General features: G+C 56.6%; 12 protein-coding genes. 5 read left to right on the forward strand and 7 right to left on the reverse strand.

All coding sequences use genetic code 11. The features are described from left to right. Positions 1-312: 312 nt before the first annotated feature. Positions 313-1092 carry a DUF5602 domain-containing protein gene (locus ACW9KT_RS09310; protein WP_457079610.1) on the forward strand — a complete coding sequence of 260 codons (780 nt, stop codon included), beginning with the start codon at positions 313-315 and terminating at the stop codon, positions 1090-1092. A gap of 135 nt (positions 1093-1227) precedes the next feature. On the opposite strand, the gene ACW9KT_RS09315 is transcribed toward ACW9KT_RS09310, so the two are convergent. Together ACW9KT_RS09315 and ACW9KT_RS09320 are read right to left on the reverse strand one after the other, a co-directional pair. Beyond that, entirely contained in the window at positions 1228-2778 is a 1551-nt protein-coding gene (locus tag ACW9KT_RS09315) for an amidohydrolase family protein (RefSeq protein ID WP_457079612.1), read from the reverse strand. Between the two features lie 48 nt (positions 2779-2826). After that, positions 2827-4314 (reverse strand): serine hydrolase, encoded by a 1488-nt coding sequence (locus ACW9KT_RS09320; RefSeq protein ID WP_457079614.1) that lies wholly within the window; start codon positions 4312-4314, stop codon positions 2827-2829. A gap of 722 nt (positions 4315-5036) precedes the next feature. On the opposite strand from ACW9KT_RS09320, the gene ACW9KT_RS09325 reads away from it, so the two are divergent. Both ACW9KT_RS09325 and ACW9KT_RS09330 read left to right on the forward strand, forming a co-directional pair. Continuing rightward, complete coding sequence (locus tag ACW9KT_RS09325; RefSeq protein ID WP_457079616.1) at positions 5037-5906, forward strand: poly(ethylene terephthalate) hydrolase family protein; 870 nt, start codon at positions 5037-5039, stop codon at positions 5904-5906. Positions 5907-5911: 5 nt separating this feature from the next. After that, positions 5912-6790, forward strand: a complete 879-nt coding sequence (locus ACW9KT_RS09330) for an alpha/beta hydrolase fold domain-containing protein (RefSeq protein WP_457079618.1) — start codon at positions 5912-5914, stop codon at positions 6788-6790. Between the two features lie 417 nt (positions 6791-7207). Here ACW9KT_RS09330 and ACW9KT_RS09335 read toward each other — a convergent pair whose 3' ends face one another. Continuing rightward, positions 7208-8836, reverse strand: a complete 1629-nt coding sequence (locus tag ACW9KT_RS09335; protein ID WP_457079620.1) for an FAD-dependent oxidoreductase — start codon at positions 8834-8836, stop codon at positions 7208-7210. A gap of 644 nt (positions 8837-9480) precedes the next feature. Beyond that, a complete protein-coding gene (locus ACW9KT_RS09340; protein WP_457079622.1) occupies positions 9481-9720 on the reverse strand; it encodes a hypothetical protein in 240 nt (79 codons plus the stop codon). Positions 9721-10275: 555 nt separating this feature from the next. On the opposite strand from ACW9KT_RS09340, the gene ACW9KT_RS09345 reads away from it, so the two are divergent. Further along, positions 10276-12891: a PAS domain S-box protein gene (locus tag ACW9KT_RS09345; RefSeq protein ID WP_457079624.1), complete on the forward strand. Its 2616-nt coding sequence runs from the start codon at positions 10276-10278 to the stop codon at positions 12889-12891. Between the two features lie 769 nt (positions 12892-13660). Beyond that, positions 13661-13879 (forward strand): hypothetical protein, encoded by a 219-nt coding sequence (locus tag ACW9KT_RS09350; protein ID WP_457079626.1) that lies wholly within the window; start codon positions 13661-13663, stop codon positions 13877-13879. 185 nt (positions 13880-14064) lie between these two features. On the opposite strand, the gene ACW9KT_RS09355 is transcribed toward ACW9KT_RS09350, so the two are convergent. From ACW9KT_RS09355 to ACW9KT_RS09365, 3 genes are all read right to left on the reverse strand, one after another. After that, entirely contained in the window at positions 14065-15306 is a 1242-nt protein-coding gene (locus ACW9KT_RS09355; protein ID WP_457079628.1) for a PAS domain S-box protein, read from the reverse strand. A 105-nt stretch (positions 15307-15411) separates the two neighbouring features. Continuing rightward, positions 15412-15846, reverse strand: a complete 435-nt coding sequence (locus tag ACW9KT_RS09360; protein ID WP_457079630.1) for a hypothetical protein — start codon at positions 15844-15846, stop codon at positions 15412-15414. A gap of 718 nt (positions 15847-16564) precedes the next feature. Next, positions 16565-19702, reverse strand: coding sequence for a T9SS-dependent M36 family metallopeptidase (locus tag ACW9KT_RS09365; protein ID WP_457079632.1), 3138 nt, complete (start codon positions 19700-19702; stop codon positions 16565-16567). Positions 19703-20215 lie beyond the last annotated feature (513 nt).

Raw genomic sequence — 20215 nt, forward strand, 5'->3', positions numbered from 1 at the left:
GCTAGAATTCGCTGGTTGACGGGTAAAGTGAGGCAGCTTCGGTTTAGAGTCTTGTTTACTCAAAGCAAAGTTTGTGGGGGGCTTTCTTTCGATACCTCTCTTTTAGAGCACATTTACTCCAATAAGTGTCGCCTTCTTACATCTCTTTTGACAGGTGGTGGAGACCTGTTATTCTCCAAGCTGTACCGCACTAAGCATAATAATCGCTCTAACCCACCGATTGCTCACTGGCCTTAACTGGCTACTCATTCAGGCCGCATTTTTCTACTAAGTGGTTGAAATTTAGTTACCAAACTTCAATCACTTACTACTATGAAACGGCTACTTTACCCACTACTATTATTTGCCAGCACTCTGCTGCTCCCCTCCTGTGACCTGATAGACGACTACGTTCTACAGCCTAAGGATCAGCTTAGAATTTATCGCGGCCCTTCGGTGAACGTGGGGAACGGGAAAGCCAACGCCTGGCTTTCTGTCAATGCCAAGCAGGAACCGATCGAGCTAGGGTTGGAGCTTACCCGCGAGGCCTTACAAAATCTGCCAAATACCAACTTCAGCGTGGATGAAGTACCACTGCCGGAGCGGGCCAAAGAACTCACCCCCTTTGACCATATCCAGATCGACTGGGCTTCCCAAGGCCATGGCATGCCGGGCCCAAACGGTCCTTCCTTTATTGGCCCTCACTTTGATCCGCGCTTCTTTATGACCTCGCGGGCCGAACGGGCCGCCATCCCAGCCCCGACCGACCCAGCAGCTAAGTTCGACATTCTTCCCCCAGCCGGTTTCATGCCCGCTACTCATTCTCCTGGGGGTTCTCGGCTGCCCGGTATCGGCCGCCATTGGTCAGACGGAATGGGTTTTTTGGGGATGACCCACGCTATGGTGTTAGGGACATATAACGGCCGGTATACCTTTATCTCTCCCATCGTGACCATCGAGGAGTTGCAAAGCGGCAACCGAACCTCCACCGCATTTGGGCAGCCGCTCTATTTTCCGGAAACCAACACCTATTATCCGACCAAGTATAACATATATGCCGACGCCCAGAAACAAACCCACCACATTACGCTAAGCGACTTTGTGCGGCGATGACCACTGATTCTCCCTGGTGACTTGACGTCCTGTTACGTCATCCGAGACGTCCTTTCTGTTGAAGCGCTGATGCCTAGGGATTGAACAGCTACCTCATTGGGAAGATGGAGATGCGGGCACGACCGGAAGTAAAGGCTAAAGGGTCATATAGACCATGATATCCCATAGCAGTTTGGCCTGCATGTCCCAGCTGGCACTTCGCTTGTTTACCACTGAGGCCAAGGTGGCGAGGGAGTGTTGATCTACATAGCGGCCGTCCATAATGACGCCCTGAATCGCCACCGTATGGCGAATATCTTGTAATGGGTTGGCTGAGAGAAGTACCAGATCCGCTCGTTTCCCGCGCTCGATACTGCCATAAAGGCTGTCCAGCCCATAGTACTGAGCCGGATAGAGCGTAGCCGTGCGCAAAACTTCCATCGGGGGCAGGCCGGCTCTTGCTAATTCTACTAGTTCTTCATGCAGCGACGAGCCGGGTAGCTCGGGTACATCGGAGCCGGCCAGCAGCTTTATACCCTGCCGGGACGCCTGCCCGGAGATCTCCAATCCCTTTACATAAAAATCCCGGTACACCTGCCGGGCTAGCGCGGTCGTGTCTTCTTGCAGCGTTGCGTCCAGATCCTCGAAAGCCAGAAAGCGCATGATGGGGTTTACATCTTTATACCTTGCTCTGAATTCCTGATCCCCGGCAAAGGCATCCGCTTTGCGGGTCAGATGCGTGGGTGTGTACCAGGTGGCGTTGTGGCGTAGCACGCGAAACATGGCCTGGAGCAGGGCAGTATCATGCTCCGCCAACATCCGTTGGCGGAGTTGGGTATTGTCCAGTCTCATAGGATCTTGCTGGCGCCGCAGGCTATCAGCTCCGGCAAAACTATCCCAGAGAAGAAAGCGGGCGTGTTCCAAGCTTTTCATTCCGGCCTGGGAAGCTTCAACCGTGCTTACCCGTACTGGCTTATGCCCGGCCACCGCAATTCCGGCCTTTTTCGCTTCCTGCACCAGGGTGAAAAAGGCTTGTCGGGGCAAATTGTTATACACCTTAATCAGCGTGATGTTCTGGCCGGCCAGGTAGGCCACGAGCTTGCGAGCATCTGCTGGGGTGGCGCAGTTATAAAAGCTGGGCAGGCCCTGGTACCGGGTGTGAGGGCCGTCGATGGCAAAACTGGCATATCCGTGGAGGCGGGGACCCAATAAGGTGTGGTCATTTACAGCTTTATTCCATTTCTCCAGCTCCGGCTGGTAGCCGGCAAAGGGGTCGCGGGCAGTAGCGGCCCCCCGCATATCCCGCACATGGGTAATGCCGTGTCGGATAAAGGCTGGATAGGCTATCTGCGGGCTCCGTTTAGTCAGGTGCACGTGCATGTCCCAAAAAGCCGGGAGCAGATAACGGCCGGTGCCGTCAATGATTTTGAGCTTTTCCCCCGGTCCTGCGGTCGTCGCGAGGGAAGCACTCGAGATGGCGGCAATGCGGCCACCTTTAATGCGGACGTGTTGGCCATACAGTACTCGCTCCCCCCTGACATCAATGACAGTGATGTTGCGCAGAAGCAATACCTCGTAATCCTGCTCGGGGAAGGGGATGTGCGGGCCGGGATAGCAGACCAGTCCAATAAAGAACAAACCGGCGAGCAAAGCGCCGCTACTGAGGTACCGAACTCCCTGTCGGATCTTGCTTGGCAGGCTGCTCATGGTTCGTGGACTATTTTTCCCGTTGAAATGCTTACCCGAGGCAACAGCTCACCGCTGCTGGAGGTACTCGGCTGCCGTGCGGTTCTGGGGGTTCAGCTGCAGGGCGCGGGCGTAGTGCTGAGTTGCTCGCTTCTTGTCGCCAAGGGCGGCGTAGGTTTCGGCCAGGCTGTCGTAGGTGTTGGCGCTAGTGGGGTAGAGGCGTACGTTGAGCGCAAACACAGCCAGCGCATCACTCAACTGGCCCTGCTCCACGAGTGAGTAGCCCCAGGCATTAACGGCCCCTTCCGGCAGGGCGTAGGCCGGGTCGTGGCGGCGGGCTTTTTTTACTTCAGCCTCCAAATGGCGAAAACCGTGCTGGCGCAGGGTGCGGTGCAGGGCACGCAGGGTGGGAGGCAGGCCGAAGCCATCGGCTACACGCATATCGGGCAGGTAGCAGGCGGCCAGCGCGTCGACGAAGCGGTCGGGATTAGCGCCCTGCAGGTTGGTCAGTACCACGATGGCCAACTCATCCTGGGGGTAGAGAAACACGGCCGAGCGGCCGCCCCCAACGGGGGCCACGGCCGGGTGCTCGAGCCGGTCGACCGTCGGCCAACCCAGGGCGTAGCCGGTGAGCGGGCCGCCAAAGCCGCGCTGGGAGCCGTCGTTTAGGCGACCCGGCGTCCAGAGTGTGGTCAGGCTGGCGGGTTGTAGTAGCTTGCCTTGCTGTAGCGCGATGAGCCATCGGGACAGTTCCTCGGCCGTGGAACTCATGCCCGCCGCCGGGCGCAGAGAAGGGGGAAACACTTCAAACAGGTTGCGTAGCTGCGGGCTGCGTCGTCGCTGCCCGTCCACGTACTGGGTGTGGGTGTAGCCGCGGGCGCCGTGGGGCAGCACGTCGTGGGCGTCGCCGACGCTGGTGCGGGGCATACCCACCACGTTGAGCTGCCGCTGCTGAATAAACTCCGCGAAGGGCTGGCCGCTAAGTTGGGTAATCAAGCGGCCCAGCAACAGGTAGTTGGTTTGGTTGTAGGCAAATTGCTGGCCAGCTGGGAAGTCCAGCGGCTGGGCTTGCACCTGCGCCCAAGCAGCCTTTTCGTTATTTTCAGTCACCAGCGCATCCTCGGGCAAGATGTCGGGTAAGCCGGAAGTATGAGTAAGCAGCTGCCGGACGGTGACTGGGTGCCAGGTGGCGGGCAGTTCGGGCAGGTAGCGGCCTACTGGGGCGGTCAGTTCCAGTTTACCGGCTTCCACCAGCTGCATTACGGCCACCCCCACAAAGGCCTTGGTGATGGAGTTGAGGAAAAAGCGGGTTTGTGAAGTGACTGGCACAGAGTCCTGCACGTTAGCCAAGCCGTAATTGCCCAACTTGACGAGGCGACCTTGGCGCACCACCGCCAGCTGCACGCCGGGAATTCGCAACTGGCGCATAGCGCGCTGCACTACTTGGTCGACGCTGTCGGGCGCCGATGGAGCTTGCGCTGCAGCAGGAATACTAATCAGGAGCGCCAGCACGGCACTCGCCGTGCGCAACCAGAAGAAAGATTGAAATCTCTGCATAGCGAGATGGGTCGTGAGTGAGCAAGAGTGAGGCATAGCTAATCGGGTGGGTTAGGTAGGGGATAAAGAGGACAGGATGAAAGCGTTGCATGATATATATGTGCAAACATACATATAGAACCTTGTTATGCAAGGTAGTGTCATAAATGTTATTTATCAGGAGCTACCCAGCGCCCATTTGCCTCTTTACTGTTGAGCTAAGTATTTAACTAAGTAAAGGGTGGCCATCTAGGAGCCCCAAGCCCGTAAATAGTCTGAGAGGACAACTGGGGTAGCCCAGCTTCATAGGCCGAAGAGGAGGGCGCTGAAAGCCTATTCTCCTTTTAGAAGACTACATAAAGTAGTAGCACTACTTTCCCAAGCCTGTATCCGAGAAGCAGCATTGTCCTAAGCAGTGTTCCCCAGTATGTCTGTTAGCACAAGCGAATTGCTGGGCCAAGCTTTATCTGCCACCGGAATTACTTAATACCTATCTTTTGATTCAATTACACTTGTGCCCATCAGTAAATTCATAGCATGCTAGGGCACTTCACGGACCTGTGCTTCAGAGGCACGGTTCTGTAAAGCCAGAAATATTTTATGCTGTATAGCTCTTATAGCACATCAAGCTATCACCAGCAACATCCATAGTGAAGTTGATTGTCCCCTTGACAAAGACCCTAATTATCGATAGAAAGTAAAACGTAGTTAAAATCAACTATTTCATTCGTCGGATAAGCTTTATGAGAAAATTCATTGCGATTACTGGGTTACTTTATCTAAGCATGACGGCGGCTTTAGCCCAGGTGATAGACTTCAAAGTCATTGATAATGGTAGCAGTGGGCCCCACAAAGCAATTGCCGCTAAGGAAGCCGCCTTTCCTGCATATGTCGTTTATCGTCCTAAAGACATTAAAGCCGCACGTCGGGCGGAAGGCCGGCTGCCGGTTATTGTGTTTGGGAATGGGGGCTGTGCGAACACCTCCTTTACCCACGAGCGGGTGCTATCGGAAATCGCCTCGCATGGCTACATCATCCTAGCCATTGGCCCCCTGGCAAAGGAGCCTTTGTTAAAGCCTGCTTCTACACCGTCCTCCATGTTGATAGATGCTATCGATTGGATAGTTGCCCAAAGCAGGGATAAAAAAAGTGAGTATTACAACCAAGTAGATACCAGTAAAATAGCGGCCATGGGGCAATCCTGCGGCGGTGCTCAGGCACTATACGCGGCCGCAGATGCCCGCATAAAAACAGCGGTGATTTTCAATGCTGGCATGGGCAATATGGCGATGGCTGGCGCCGATAAGGAATCATTGAAGAAACTGCATAGTCCCATCATCTATATTATTGGTGGACCTTCTGACATTGCTTATGCTAATGCGCAACTGGACTACGAGCGAATTGACCAGGTTCCGGTAGCCTTGGCTGATCTGGGTAATGGGGGGCATATGGGCACCTTTCCGGATAAGTTCGGCGGCTCTTTTGCCCAAATAGCGCTGAATTGGTTGGCCTGGCAGTTGAAAGGTGACAAGACCAAGGCCGACGTATTTCTCCGTAATGATCTGGCAGCCTATCCGGGCTGGACTTTAAAGACTAAAAATCTTAAACAGTAAACATTATGAAATGCACCCTGCGGGCGGTTGCCCTGATAGCAGTAGCGGCCGCGGCGGTTTCTTGCAGCCAAGCAGTCAAAACAGGAAATAGTGCAAGCAATACGGTTCGCGACGCTGGCGCGGACTTTAAAACAATTGCCGTGGCCAAAGACATTCGTTACCGGGAAGGTAGCAGTCCTTCTTGGGTGCTAGACCTGGCTATGCCCGCTGCGGGGGGCAGTCAGCGGCGGCCTGCCCTCGTTATTGTGCACGGGGGCGGGTGGAGCATGGGCTCCAAGTCAGACCCAGTTTACCAGAAAATGATGCTGGACTACGCCCTAAAAGGGTACGTTACCATCAATGTCAACTACCGGCTGACCGGTGAAGCGCCATTCCCAGCCTGTATTGAAGACGTGAAGAGTGCCGTTCGCTGGCTGCGGGCACATGCGGCGAGCTACCACGTGGATCCGGACCGCATTGGGGGCTACGGTCACTCGGCCGGGGCTCACTTGGCTCTGATGCTCGCCATGGTGCCAGCGTCGGCCGGCCTGGAAGGCGACGGCGGCTGGAATGACTTTTCCAGCGGGCTGAATGTGGTGGTGGCCGGTGCGCCCCCCACCGAACTCGGTCGGGATGTACCCATGGCCAAACCCATCTGGTGGCCTATTGGCTATATTTCCGCCAACCACCCGCCGATGCTTCTCATCCAGGGAGCAGATGATCCGGTGGTGCGCCCCGAGCGGACTGATAATTTTGTCCAGCAGATGCGAAAGGCCGGGGCCCCCATTGACTACCTGCGAATAGACGGGGTGGGCCACGGGGTAGCCTACGCCGACAAACTCGAGATAACCGATCCGGCGATAGAGAATTTTCTGGCTAAGTACTTAAAGCCGGAAGGGCGATAGTAAAGCTGTGAGTTTCGCTCTGGCGTGGCTATGCCAGGGCGGAATAAACCTATGCCAAAAGCGCCACAGGATTGAACGGCACGTATGAGGATTAGACTAAATTCGGTCAGATGCTGCTCAACAAAGGAAGGTTCACGTAGTGCCACATCCTGCAGCTCATGACCATTGATGACCCAAGTAAATCGCTTACCCAGAGTAAATGCCGGCGGCTCAAAACCCAACGTTCCTTAGTAAAGCTGATACGTTCTTTAAGTAGCAAGCTTAAACAAGATAGTTTTATCCGAGGTAGGCATTCAGTTGGGACGTGGAAACAGGTGATAAGCCATTGAGCTACTAGACTGCTGGTATCGCCTCACCGCGGGTGGCGGTTACACTTTCCCTCGTGCCATTAGTGCCGGTTGCTGCCCATGCAGAGTGTTATGGCGCCGTTGCTGGGAGCACCCGCGGTGCGGGGAGTAAGTATCCCAGGGCCAGGTGGGTAAAGGCAGAAACCTGCTGCTGCTGCCAGCGCGCATCGTGCCCTAATTCGGCGGCCAGCAGCGCCGCTACCGTAGGGGCCATCCGGATAGCGGCCTGCGCGTCAAGAAAGAGCACCCGCACCCGGCGGGCCAGCACATCCTCCACGGTGCGGGCCAACTCGTACCGCGCCGCCCAGACAACTTCAGCTTGGCAGAAGTCAAGCTTCTCGTCCAGCTTGGTTCCTAGGGCAGGCTGCCGCTGAATTAGTTCGAGCAGAGCTGGCTGGTCGCTGCCGTACACCGAGAGGTAATGGCCGGGGTCAGACGGGGTCATGGCCCCATGGATGGGCAGGGTGGCCGTCTGGCTCGCGGTGGGGGGCAATTTGCCCAAGCGGATAGCAGTATCGATGGCGTCCTGTCCCATACGGCGGTACGTGGTCCACTTGCCCCCCGTGATGGTTAGCAGGCCTGCTTCCGAAACTTGAATTTTGTGCGAGCGTGAGATTTCCTGGGTTTTCTGCGAATGGTCTTGTGGTGCCGCTAGCGGCCGCAGTCCGGCAAACACGCTCCGCACGTCACTGCGCTGCGGGGCGCGGGCAAGGTAGCGGGCGGCGGTGCGTAGGAGGAAGTCAATCTCTGCCTCCTGGGCGCGCGGCTCAACGTGGGTTTCACTCAAGGGCGTGTCCGTCGTGCCTAACAGCACGCGCCCCTGCCAAGGCACGGCAAAGAGCACGCGTCCGTCGTCCGTTTGCGGAATTAGCAGTGCCGCCTCGCCAGGCAGAAAGGACTTATCTAGCACTAAGTGCACCCCCTGACTAGGGCGCACCAGCTTCGGAACTCCGGGTTGGTCCAACTCCCGTATTTCGTCGACAAAGATGCCGGTGGCATTGACCACGACGGTACCTCGCAACTCATAGCGGCTGCCAGTTTCCTCGTCCGTAGCCCGCACGCCGCACACGCGGCCCCGCTCATCTTTGAGAAGGCCGCGCACGGAGCAGTGGTTGAGCAGCGTGCCGCCGAGTTCCAGGGCGGTTTGCGCCAGGTTGATGGCCAGGCGTGCATCGTCAAACTGTCCGTCATAGTAGAGCACTCCGCCTTGTAAGCCCTCGGCCTGGAGGTTGCCCAGCCGCTGCAAGGTTTCTGACCTGCTCAACTGCTGGGAGGGCCCCAGGCTGTGCTTGCCGGCCAGCAGGTCATAAAGGGTCAGGCCCAGGGTGTAAAAGGCACGGTCCCACCACGAGTAGGTTGGAATAATAAAGGCCTGATTGAACACTAGATGTGGGGCGTTGCGCAGCAGCCGGCCTCGCTCCACCAGCGCCTCACGCACCAGCCTTACCTCGCCCTGGGCCAGATAGCGCACGCCGCCGTGCACGAGCTTGGTGCTGCGGCTGCTGGTGCCTTTGGCGTAGTCCTCCCGCTCAAGCAGCAGGGTTTTGTAGCCCCGACTGAGACTGTCAATGGCCACGCCCAGGCCGGTGGCCCCTCCGCCAATGACAATCACATCCCAGAGGGGCTGACTCGCGAGGCGGCCTAGTAGCGTCTCGCGGGTAAACACAGTCGCGTGCAGCGCGGATTGCTTACTATTCATTTGATCGGGCAGTAGTAACTTAAAGAATATATTCGTTGGTGAACGAACTAGCTGCCGGTTTCAAAACAGCATGTCGGTGGATATACACATTTATGCCAATGAGAATTAGCCCCCCATAAGTAGTGCGACCTCCCACCACATGTTCGCAATCTCCACTAACACGATTTTACTAGTGAGGGTGAGTACTCCGAAGCCCAACAAAAAGCCAAAGCGCCTCGACTTTAACCCAATAGGTTTCCGTGTCTCCTCACAGGCCGGGCAGCGAAAAACAAGCCGGTGGCAGCTTACCTAGCCTGTTAGCCAATTGATACAATCGCCACACGCGCACATCACAGCGCGGTATCTGTGAAGTCCTACTTCCTCGTCTTAGCCTACTATACCCGGCAGTACATAACTGCATCAAGGCATCAATCACATAAGAAAGGCACAGATGTGCGGGCCCTCGCTCGGGGTCTTTCTATGACGTGCGAGATCAATCATGGAGTATTAATGACCAGCGCGGCCTAGCCTTACACTAAGCTTGGGCTGTTGGTAGCTAGGCCGACCAAGTCGTTGTCTGAGGCACCGTGCAGATGTCAGCTGGTGTCGCCGCCAGGTGGATGCATTACGTAGTTACTGCCTAACCATCACTCAGGGGGCTAATTCTACGAGATCGGGGTTACGAACCCATAATCCATCAGGTCGGTCAGGAAGAAGAAAACATGGTCGGTGCGCACTAAGGCACCCTTCAGCACGTAAGCACGCAAGGCCATACCCGCCATAAACTCACCGAGGCTGCCGCTGGGCACCCACTCCTGCGTAGCGCGACGCAAGGCTTCTACTAAGTCCCGGTCAGAGGCAGCCGTGAGCTGGCCAACTCCGGGGATATGGTAGGTAGTGGGCATGAGAGTGGAGTGAGAGCGCGGTGAGGGGAAAGGGTCAGGTCGCATCAAGTGAAGCCAAAGCGCGCTTGGCAGCCACTTGTTGGCGAGAAATGTAGGGGAGCCAACAACAGGTTAAGGAAGAGAGTACGTGCGGGCGGGGTACGTTGCATGAGCTCCAAAAAAAAGCCACCGGGGAAAGGGCAGGAGGAAAGCACAGCGTTTAGAAGATGTCAAGCGCTCTACACTAGCCAAAATCCTTGTCTCACGAGCGGCAGCTGTCGCGCTTCGAGTCTGGCGAGCTGACATTGAATGAAATCGTATGCAAGACCCGCAAGAACCGGCACCCGGACCGGGAGCCCGTGGTGCCCGTGCCCATCCTTGTCCTGCACCCGCACGTGGAGGGCTCGAGGGCTGGTTTGTTCATGGTTAAAAGGTTTGTGAACACATCGAGGACACTATTTGGGTTGACCACCAGCCCAAGTAAGGGTTGAATCACCCCCTCACCTGCCCAACCAAAACCCTGCGGGGATTTTCCGGCCGTGAAGCGTTGCCCACCCTTTATCCGTAGTTTTGGCTATGCCTACCGAAGCTACCCCGCTTTCTGCTTTTCCCGCCGATCTATTGGCGACTTATTCCCCTGCCGACCTCTTGGCAGCCGTGCTAGAGACTTCCCTGACGGGCTTGGCGTTTTACTCGCCCGTGCGCGATGCCGAAGGAAACCTTGTAGATTTTCGCATCGACTGGCTCAACCCCGCGGCCCAGCGCATCCTCCAGCAGCCAGCCCAGCCAGCCGGCAGTTACTTGCAGCACTATCCCCACACCTTAGGGACGGGCGTGTTTGCCTTCCATCGCGACACTTTTGAATCAGGGGAGCCCGCGCGGATGGCCGTTAATTACCAAGGCGATGGGCTAGATAACTACTTTCTCCTGTCCGCCCGGCGGGTGGGCGCCGGCCTGCTAGTGAGCTTCACTGATACGGCCGAGCAGCCCCGTACCCCCGTAGAACAAGCACTGCGCGCTAGCCAGGCGGCCGAGCGAGCCGCGCGCGCCGAGGCCGAGGAGCAGCGCGCCCAGCTACACCGGGTATTTGAGCAGGCCCCGGTCGCTATTGCATTGCTTGAAGGACCCACTTACCGCATTCAGCTGGCCAACCCCGCCGTATGCGAAATCTGGGCGCGCATGCCGGCCCAGCTGCTGAGCTTACCTTTGCTCGAGGCCCTGCCCGAATTGCGGGGCCAAGGCGTTGACGCCTTACTCGATGGCGTGCTGCACTCGGGCCAGCCCTATGTGGGCACCGAACTGCCCATCGAACTTGTGCGCCACGGCCGGCGCGAGACCATTTTCTTTAACTTCGTCTACCAGCCCCAGCGCGACGCCCAGGGCCAGACCACAGGCGTGCTAGTGGTGGCCACTGACGTAACCGAAGTGGTAATCGCTAGGCAACGTGTGGAAGTACAGGAGCGCCGAACCGCAGAGCTCAACGCAGAGCTGGCCGCCGCCAATGAGGAGATACGGGCCAACAATGAAGCTCTGTCGCGGAGCCAGCACGCGCTGCAACGCCTTAACCGGGAGTTAGAAGCTCGGGTGGAAGAGCGCACATTCGCTCTACAGCTAGAAGTAGCCAAGCGGGGGCAAGCCCAGCAGCAGGCCGAACACAGTGAAGCCCGCTTCCGGCGTCTGGCCGAAACCACCCCCCTCATCGTGTGGGAAGCGGACGCGGCGGGCAGCACTACCTATCTGAGCCCGAACTGGGAGCAGTTTACCAGCGCCGCCAACGGCCAGGGTTTTGGCTGGCAGGAGTATATGCACCCCGAGGACCAGGCTCCCTTCCTACAGGCTTGGCTTACCGCCGTGAGCACCGGCCAGCCGTTCCAGGCCGAAATGCGGCTGCGGGTAGCGGCCACGGGCGAGTACCGCTGGCACCTGGACCGGGCCGTACCCTTGCGCGACGCGGCGGGGCAGGTGAGGCAGTGGGTCGGTGCCGCCATTGATGTGCACGAACTCAAGCGTCTGCAGCAGTCCCTGCTGGAAAGCGAGCAGTATTTCCGCGCTATGGCCGACCATCTACCGGCCATGGTTTGGGTCACCGATGCCCAGGGACAGTGCACTTACCTCAACGAACAGTGGTATGCCTTCACTGGGCATACCCCCACCCAGGCACTGGGCGAAGGCTGGCTGAACGCGGTGCACCCCGAGGACGCCCCGCAAACTAGACAGGCATTTCGAGAAGCGAATGCCCAGCAAGGCCCGTTCCGCGTCCTCTACCGTCTGCGCCGCCACAACGGGCAGTACCGCTGGGCCATCGACGCCGCCCGTCCCCGCTTTGCTGCGAGTGGAGAGTTTGAAGGCATGGCCGGGGTGGTGATCGACGTGCACGAGCAGCAATTGGCCGAGCAGGCCCTGCGGCGCCTGACCTACAAACTGCGCACGGCCCGAGACGAAGCTCAAAGCCTGAATGCCGATCTGCACGCGGCCAACGAGCAACTCACGCGCACCAATGTGGACCTAGACAACTTTATCTACTCGGCTTCCCACGATTTGAAGGCGCCTATTAGCAACATCGAAGGGCTGCTTTACCTGCTACACGAAGAGCTGCCCCTCGACATCTCTCAGGGCCCGTATGTAGGGCCCACGCTGGGGCTGATGCGCGAGTCGGTTGAGCGCTTTAAGCGCACCATCCATCATCTGACCGAAGTCAGCAAACTGCAAAAGGAGCATGCTCCCGCCACAACAGCAGTGGACTTGGCTACGGTTGTGGAGGATGTGCGGCAGGACTTGGCTCAACTTATTCAGGCTACTGGGGCCCGCGTGCGGATTGAGGTAAGGGATTTCCCGCCGGTGCTGTTCCCCGAGAAAAATCTGCGCTCGGTCGTCTACAATCTGCTCAGCAACGCTTTAAAGTATCACTCGCCCCATCGCACGCCACACATCGATGTACAGGCGCACGTGCGGACTAATTTCACGGTGCTGGAAGTCCACGACAATGGATTAGGTCTAGATGCCGCTCACTTACCCAAGCTCTTTACGATGTTTCAGCGCTTTCACGACCATGTGGAGGGTACGGGCGTGGGCTTGTATATGGTTAAAAAGATGGTGGAGAATGCTGGCGGACGCGTGGAGGTGCACAGTTACGCGGGAGCCGGCACAAGCTTTTTCGTTCATTTGCCCCATGTTTCCTTGCCTTTATCCTAAGCTTATAACGCCCGAATACCAACTATGCAGGGTGCTTCTAGTCGAGGATGGATCGACCACCCATCTTCTGGATTGAAGGCTTGTCGAGCGCTGGCCCTCGCTTTCCAACGGTTAGTAGCGCGTACTGGGGCCCAGGCCTGATACCTGGAGAGCCCTTGGCCAGACCGCTTGGGAATGAGTGCCCAGCACTCATTTAACGGTAGGAACAGCAGTCTGGGCTCAACGGCACCAAGTTTATCGAGGCTCATGCCCATGGCATGCTAACTGAGCATGCCATGAGCATAATTATTAGAGCGCGACCTGTTCTAATTTTTAGGTCATGGCTTAGATGCATGATCTACTCATGGCTAGCTACCAGTTTAAGCTCTTAACGACTAAGAAAATCACCAATATTCTACCCCAGTATTTTAATCCTGTTACTCCATAAATGGAGTGCTTCACCGTCTATGAATACTGAATAAGCTCCAAAGGGGGGCCGCGTAACCTGCCTTTTTTGGGGCTAATAGCAAATTGATAAGGGCCGCGCTTAGGAAAAAATTAGCAGATTATAGCTTACATGTAAGCTCCACAGAGAGCCTTCCCAGACGATGCAGCAGTCCCTCAATATAAAGTATATTATTTTAAGTTGCATCATAGCCAGATAGCTTGCTGGTCAGCAGGCAATACGAAGTCTTGCTGAGCTAACTTTCTGAAAACAAGTTTACTAACTATTTCGTTTAGGCAAGGTGTGGCTAGAAAGTTGACCTAGCCAATGAAACGTTTCGTAGGTATGTCTTCTTTTTCTTCGAGTGCCCTTGCACCGGCGCAGCGCCAAGCAATCAGCTTTGCCCTGCGGTTCGCTCAGCAGCCATTTCTTCCCCTGCAACCCTACGAAGGGTTGCTGCTCGAAGCCTTCGAGCAAGGTAGGTTGACCCTGGATCAGGTCTTGGCCCACGTAGAGGACCATGACTTCGCCCCGGCGCGCGGGCGCACTCCTGTTCTGGCTTAAGACTGCCCTGCAGGAAGCCTGGGTCCCGTAATGCGCACTCCACGGCAGGGCCAAACTTGAAGGCGTAGACGGTTGTCCTCCACAAGATTGCAGCCTGCTTGAATTCCCATTTCCCAAGGAGGCGTGTCAACGTATGACATAGCGGATCAGCGAAAAATAGCGTCAAGCCAGCCAGTGATTGATACTCATAGATAGCGAAGGCGTACAGCCTGGCCGCTAGGGCAACTCGATAAAGAAAGTGGTGCCTTCCTGCTCCCGGCTTTCCAACCAAATCGAGCCTCCGTGTAGCTGCACGATCTGCTTGGCAATGAACAGCCCAGCCCGGTGGTGGTCTCCCCGTGTAGGCCCTGCCGACGGGTGGGGTTGAACTTGTCGAACAACTGGTGGTGTAGCTTGCCGGGAATGCCGATGCCCGTGTCCTGCACCGTGAGGCGGACGCTGTCCTCGTGACGCTGCGCTCCCAGCGTGATGGTACCCCCGGCGGGCGTGAACTTTAGGGCGTTGCCTATTATGTTGTCTAGAACCCGGCCGAACTTTCCCGGATGCAGGCACCCGAGCACGGGTTCGGTTGGCAGATCCAGCGCCAAGGTTACGGCCTTATCCTGGGCAGCCAGGCGATGCCCCTCTAGGCGTACTGCCAAGTAAGTATGCAGATCTGTGGGCCGCTTGTCCAAGCCGTGCGCATCCAAGTCGCCTACGTAAAGTAAGTCCTCAAGCAAACCCGTCGCGTGGACGCAGGCGCGCTGGATGAGGGCCAGGTAGTGCACCATTTCTGGGGGCGGTGGACCATCCCCAGCCCGGCCTGCTACCTCGCGCTGTAGCAGGTCCACTAGCAGCTCAATCTGGGCAATGGGGGCCTTGATATCGTGCGTCGCTAGCTGCAAAATCGTTTCTTGGGCATCGTAGAGGCGGCGGAGTTTGGCTTCTAAGGCCTTGCGCTCCGAAATATCTTCTAGAATAGTGTAGCCCAACTCCCCCTCTTCGTCGGGAAACAGCACGGAAGTGACCTGACACCAGAAGGAGGAGCCATCGGCCCGGACCAAACAGGTTTCAAGCGAGAAGTGAGGCAGCTTGTGCGCCCACAGGCGCGTTTGTAGCTGCTGCCAGTCGGCCCGGTGGTCGGGGTGGGCAAACTCGCGAATTTTATGGCCCACCACGTCCTCGAGCTGGGCGTAGCCCAGCATGGCCACCATGGCGGGGTTGACCTGGCAGATAGTCAGATCGGGCGTGATGATTTTCTGGCCTAGCGGCGAGTTCTCGAACACGGTGCGAAAGCGCGCTTGGCTTTGCTGGTAGCGATCCTGCTCGGCCTGCTGGACCGTAGTCGCTACGTGGTCCGCGCGCAGCTGATCATTATCGGCACGCAGGGCGTGGTTTTCCGCCTCATCGGAGGAGGCATGGGGGGAGGGCACGGGAGTGTCAGGCATATAGTAAGGGAAAGCCCGCGCACCTTACGGGTTGTCTCAGCAGTACGCGCCCTTGGTTCCTAAGTTCCGCGGGGAGGCTCAGCCCGCGTAGTACCGACGTTTTAGCTACCTGCATGCTTGAGCCTGCAACCAGGCGATGGCATAGCCTTCGTCCTCAAAGCTGTGACAAGTCAACGCTTCTTGATGTAAGTCGGCCTCTACTTGGGCCGTGGCCAGGCGAGCCTGCAGGTGCTTGGCCGTGACCAGTGCGTGGCAGCAGGGACCGACGTGGGCGCGCAGTTCCGGTACCCAAGTCGTGTGCAGCCACAGCTGTTCGGTTGCGGTAAAAGGGCTCATTCCCCCGCTCTGCACACGCAGCAAGCCGCCCGCCCCGCTGTGCTGCAGAGCGCCCAGGGCATGATGGAGCAAGCCGTGAAAGTCTGCGGGGTCGCGCGGTCCCGGGGCCCAGTCTAGGCGCACAAAGCCGCGTGAGTCCAACCGCAGCTGACCGGCTTTGTTCGTGAAGTAGAGCGTTGCGGACGCCGGTCGTGAGTGGCTCATTACTGGCGAACGGAGTTACTCCCGAAAAGGTGCGCGCCGCGTTGGCTTAAACGTGCGTTTGTTGTATAAAGGAGCATCACAGTGGCCAGCAAAGGGAATCGGAAATAGGGAGATAGCACTAACACGACTGGGTCAACGGACTAAAGGTCCCGAATCCGGAAGAGGTAATACGAGCAAGTAAGATACCGGTAAGCGGGAAGTTCAGCTTAGGGTCGTAAGGCCAATTGCTGCTTTAACTCAGCCATGCGCTGGGCACTGGCCTGCGCTTCGCTGCGGGCAACCAAGCAGTTCATGCTCCCGTCGGGGGGCAAATTCAGAATGGTGTACTGCTTCAGGGCCGCCAGCAGGCCGTATCAGGGGGCATTTAAATTATAGCAGGGTCAGTAGGAAATATACCGGGCAAGGCGAACGAAAGCCCAAACTTTCAGCAGTCACGCGGGCGGGTCTTATGGGGTGGTCAAGGTAGGTGATAAATAATGCCTCCCGACACTGTTTGCGTAGCATGCGAAAGGATTAATCTGAGGGAGGCATTTGCCACGTGCAAGGTTCTTGTAAGATCTGCTTAACGGATCAACGGCCAGCGAGAATCACGCTTCCATCGCCTAAATAATCAGGAAAGCTCTGACTAGTAGGCTCTACTTTTGAAAAGCAGCCACAAAGAAAAACCCGGAATTATGCACTCGCATAATTCCGGGTTGATACCTCGATTCCAGAAGGCTTAGTTCTTCATCATAATGCGCGTGAAGCGGTTGCTCTTACCGGTAATTAGGTGAGCAATAAACAGCTCGCCGGGCAAGCGGCCCTTGGTAAACTCGTAGGTGAACTGCTGGCCGGCTACGCCGGAGCCTTCGCCTAGCACCGCTACCACCGTGCCCTGCAAGTTGAGCACCTCCAGGCGGAATGTGCCAGCTTCCCGCAAGGTGAAGGAAACCGCTGTTTTATCCACCGCCGGATTTGGCGCGCTGGTGAGTTCCGAGTCGAATGATTCCTCCTGAGCTGCCGCAGCAGATGCCTTGGTGCTTGGGGGGCAATTTCCTAGGGAGCCGCCGCGATTCAGGTAACCCGATACATCGCTGGATTTCACGCACCGGCTTGTCTTGTTGTTGCAGACTAATACTTGGTCGTTGTTTGGACCGCAGCGCACGTCTACCACAGTAATAGTTACCGTTGCCGACGCGCTGCAGCCTGCGCTAGTGGTAGAGGTGACCGTCAGAGGGTAGGTGCCCGCCGCTGTGGGCGTAAACACTGGGTTTGCAATGGCCGCGTTGCTTAAGCCTGCTGCTGGGCTCCACTTGTAGCTAACCAAGCCTGTGCTAGGGGTATTAGCTTGTAGCTGTACGCTTTGTGGACCGTAGCCCAGGTAGATGGTCGAAACCGGGCCGCCCGTGTACACGCTCGATGTGGCCTGTAGGGTGATGGTAGGAGCCGTGCACGTATAAGCGGGGGGCAAATCAAACGCCTCTACTTGGTCACTGCGGTCTGTGCTCAGTCCTTGCTTGGCGCTAAAGCCCAGGCCGCGTTTAGCAAATACCGTCCAGATCAACTGTTGGTTGGCTCCAGCATTGTTGGCGCGGTCCGCCGCTAAGATGGCGTCGCGGGCATCTACGAATCCTGGGTTACAGGCCTGCAGTTTCAACCCATCAATCACCAGTTGCATGGCTAGGTTGTTACCACCTTTGCCAGTGTAAAAATTGGGGTCAAACCCATACTGGTTTACCAAGGCCCACGTCATGTCCCATAGCATAGTGGCCCACACAAAGCCCACGCCGTGGGGTTGGGTGAGAGCCGCGTCATTCGTGGCGCCGTAGGTATAGCTATTTACTCCGAAGTCGGTGCTGTAGGGCGAAGGGCGAATGCCGCGGCCGGACGTGGGTTGGTTCTGCACGTAGGTGCCGATGCCCCGGGGCTTAGCGCCGGTGTCGCCGGGCTTCATAGTAATCATAAGGCCAAACCAGTCGCTCCAACCTTCTCCGCCTTGTTCGGCGTTGCGCAGGCAGCTGGAGTTGTTTGGGCCGCCGGTAAGACGGGTGGAAATGCCGTGACCATACTCGTGGGCAATAATACCGTTGTCGAAGTCACCGTCGAGTTCGGGCAGCGAGCCGCTATTTTTCAGAATTACCGTAACAAGCGTACCGGCGTCGAGCTGTTGGCGGATAGATTGGCCGGCCTCCTGGCTAATCATGACGGCGGGGATAGTTATAGCAGGCGTAGCCTGCGTGGGGGCGCCTCCCATTACCGTGGGCTCACCGGAAATGTTATTAATAACAACCACGGCAATGGCTCCAGCCTTTTGCGCGTTTTGCACCTTGTCGGCAAAGCCACAGTTGCCGCGGTATACAACAGCAATGTTGCCACTGACGGCACTGGCGTTGGTAAAGGCGCCGCACCCTTCTTCGCTGATGCCTGGTGAGGCAGGAGGAGTGCTCTGGGCGAGCACCAATTTGCCGGTGACGGCCGTTGCAGTCAGGGGCTTGCTAAAGGAGCCTTCCCGAGCGGGGTAAGTACCAGCAATGCCGGCTGGCGCACTCACCTGAAAGAGGTTCGGGTCGGGGGCGCCGCTCCACAAGTACATCTGCATGCGGGGGGCTTGGCCGTCTACAGGAGTTGCGAAGTTGGCATTGTTGCGGGTAGCTGCCACGTTGCGGCTGTCCTGGGACTCGGCCATTACCTGATCGGCACCTAGGCCCACCAGTAGGTTGGGGTTGGTAGCTTGAAAGTTGCCGCTGGCTTCATCGAAGCCGTACTGATACCAAATGTCGTGCATGATGTTGCTCATGTAAAACAAGTTGGTCGTGGCCGCATCACGGTAGGTAATGGGCTGCTTAGTAAAGTCAACCGGATAGTCAAACAGCAGCGAAGAACCGGCGTTAGGACTGTAGTTGAGGCCCAAAAGATTGTTGTTGTTGTCTGGGTCCTCGTAGGCGTGCACATTGTTGCCGCGGGTGATGGTATACGAAATACCTGGAGCCACCGTGTGCCAGCCCATAGGGGAGGCCTTTTTGTCGGCTACGTCGGTGCTCACGAAGACGCGGGGTCCGTGGCTAGGCGTTTCCGTGGGTATGGCAAACACGTTGTAGGCGTTAGCCGTGGGGCCGGCTGCAACTGCGGCAAACGAGAACGGAGCGGCGGCCGCTGCACTAGTAGCTTTCAGCGGTTCGCCTGCGTGGCCATCGTTGTCAAAGTTGCATTCAACTACGAGGTTATCTTTGTCTAAGATGGCACCAGTGGCCGCGTCTACGCGGACGTTCCACCAGTTGCGGGCATCCAACTCGTAGATAGAAACTTCCCAGGCTAATACCAACTGGCCGTCGGCCAGCGGTTGATACACGAGCCTTGCGGGGATAGGGCGTAAAGAAATGCCCCCCGGAGAAAGCAAGGCAGCCCGGTTGGGGTCGCGGCTTTGCTGTTGGTAGGCTAAGGGAGCCGTGAGCTTCAGACCAAGGTGTTGGGCGGCAGCAGTTGCGGCGGCGGGGGCATCTAGCTTGGCTTGATTGCCCTTGATCTTCTTGCCTAGCTCTTTGTGGAACCGGTTGCCCACGCTAACGACCTGGTCGTCCTTAGTCAGATTGACGTTGGTGACGGCACCATAAATCTCAATGCCTTGGTGGCGCTGCTGGAGATAAATATGCTTTAGGCCGTTGTGCTTGCTGGTACTCTGACTGCTTACTACGAGGTCAGCTACATCCTCGTCGGCCAGCTCTAGTGCTCGTTGGTTCTTTTTGAAGTGGTCCAGCGCCGCTTGCGGAATGGGGTTTTTGGAGGGGTGTTCACTGCTTTGACCGAAGGAGGCCCCGGGCGCCGTAAGCAAAGTGAAGACCAACGTTAGCCGGCTAACGAGAAGTAGAAGTCTGTTCATGTACTTACTGAGAGTAGAAGGTTAGTTACATGCGTTCTTTTTTTGCTTCCGAACATACGGGTTTCTTAACCTCTATAGTTTTACACTTTTCGTGGGAGGATGCATATTCCTAGATTTATGCAATAGATACGTAAGCATTTGATATTCAATACTTATGTTTTTCATAGTGGTGCAAATGCTGGTAAATCGACTTATCAAAACCTTAGAATATAAAATGAGCGACTTAAACGATATAGGTCAGCAAAAGCATCCTTAGAAAAATGCCAAACCTTTGAATACATAATATAAAAAGGTGTTGCCTAGGTTGACAAATGATTCCGGCGACCTGAATATCAATAAGTTATAAACTTAAGTATCGTTATTCTGAGCAGTGAGGAGAGGCCCGCCTAAGCACGGGCTCAACAGTATAGTTTTCAATGAGAGCGAAGTGCCGGCCTAAGAGCGCACTATCAGTGGTTTCCTTTTGCCTGGAGGCAGGGTAGGCCATAGAAATTCACCCAACGAACCTGATTG

Source organism: Hymenobacter sp. HD11105 (genome assembly GCF_054051685.1).

Coding starts and splice junctions, on each gene's coding strand:
- ACW9KT_RS09325 (WP_457079616.1), top strand. CDS start 5,037: ATGAGAAAATTCATTGCGATTACTGGGTTACTTTATCTAAGCATGACG.
- ACW9KT_RS09330 (WP_457079618.1), top strand. CDS start 5,912: ATGAAATGCACCCTGCGGGCGGTTGCCCTGATAGCAGTAGCGGCCGCG.
- ACW9KT_RS09365 (WP_457079632.1), bottom strand. CDS start 19,702: ATGAACAGACTTCTACTTCTCGTTAGCCGGCTAACGTTGGTCTTCACT.
- ACW9KT_RS09355 (WP_457079628.1), bottom strand. CDS start 15,306: ATGCCTGACACTCCCGTGCCCTCCCCCCATGCCTCCTCCGATGAGGCG.
- ACW9KT_RS09335 (WP_457079620.1), bottom strand. CDS start 8,836: ATGAATAGTAAGCAATCCGCGCTGCACGCGACTGTGTTTACCCGCGAG.
- ACW9KT_RS09310 (WP_457079610.1), top strand. CDS start 313: ATGAAACGGCTACTTTACCCACTACTATTATTTGCCAGCACTCTGCTG.
- ACW9KT_RS09320 (WP_457079614.1), bottom strand. CDS start 4,314: ATGCAGAGATTTCAATCTTTCTTCTGGTTGCGCACGGCGAGTGCCGTG.
- ACW9KT_RS09315 (WP_457079612.1), bottom strand. CDS start 2,778: ATGAGCAGCCTGCCAAGCAAGATCCGACAGGGAGTTCGGTACCTCAGT.
- ACW9KT_RS09345 (WP_457079624.1), top strand. CDS start 10,276: ATGCCTACCGAAGCTACCCCGCTTTCTGCTTTTCCCGCCGATCTATTG.
- ACW9KT_RS09340 (WP_457079622.1), bottom strand. CDS start 9,720: ATGCCCACTACCTACCATATCCCCGGAGTTGGCCAGCTCACGGCTGCC.
- ACW9KT_RS09350 (WP_457079626.1), top strand. CDS start 13,661: ATGTCTTCTTTTTCTTCGAGTGCCCTTGCACCGGCGCAGCGCCAAGCA.
- ACW9KT_RS09360 (WP_457079630.1), bottom strand. CDS start 15,846: ATGAGCCACTCACGACCGGCGTCCGCAACGCTCTACTTCACGAACAAA.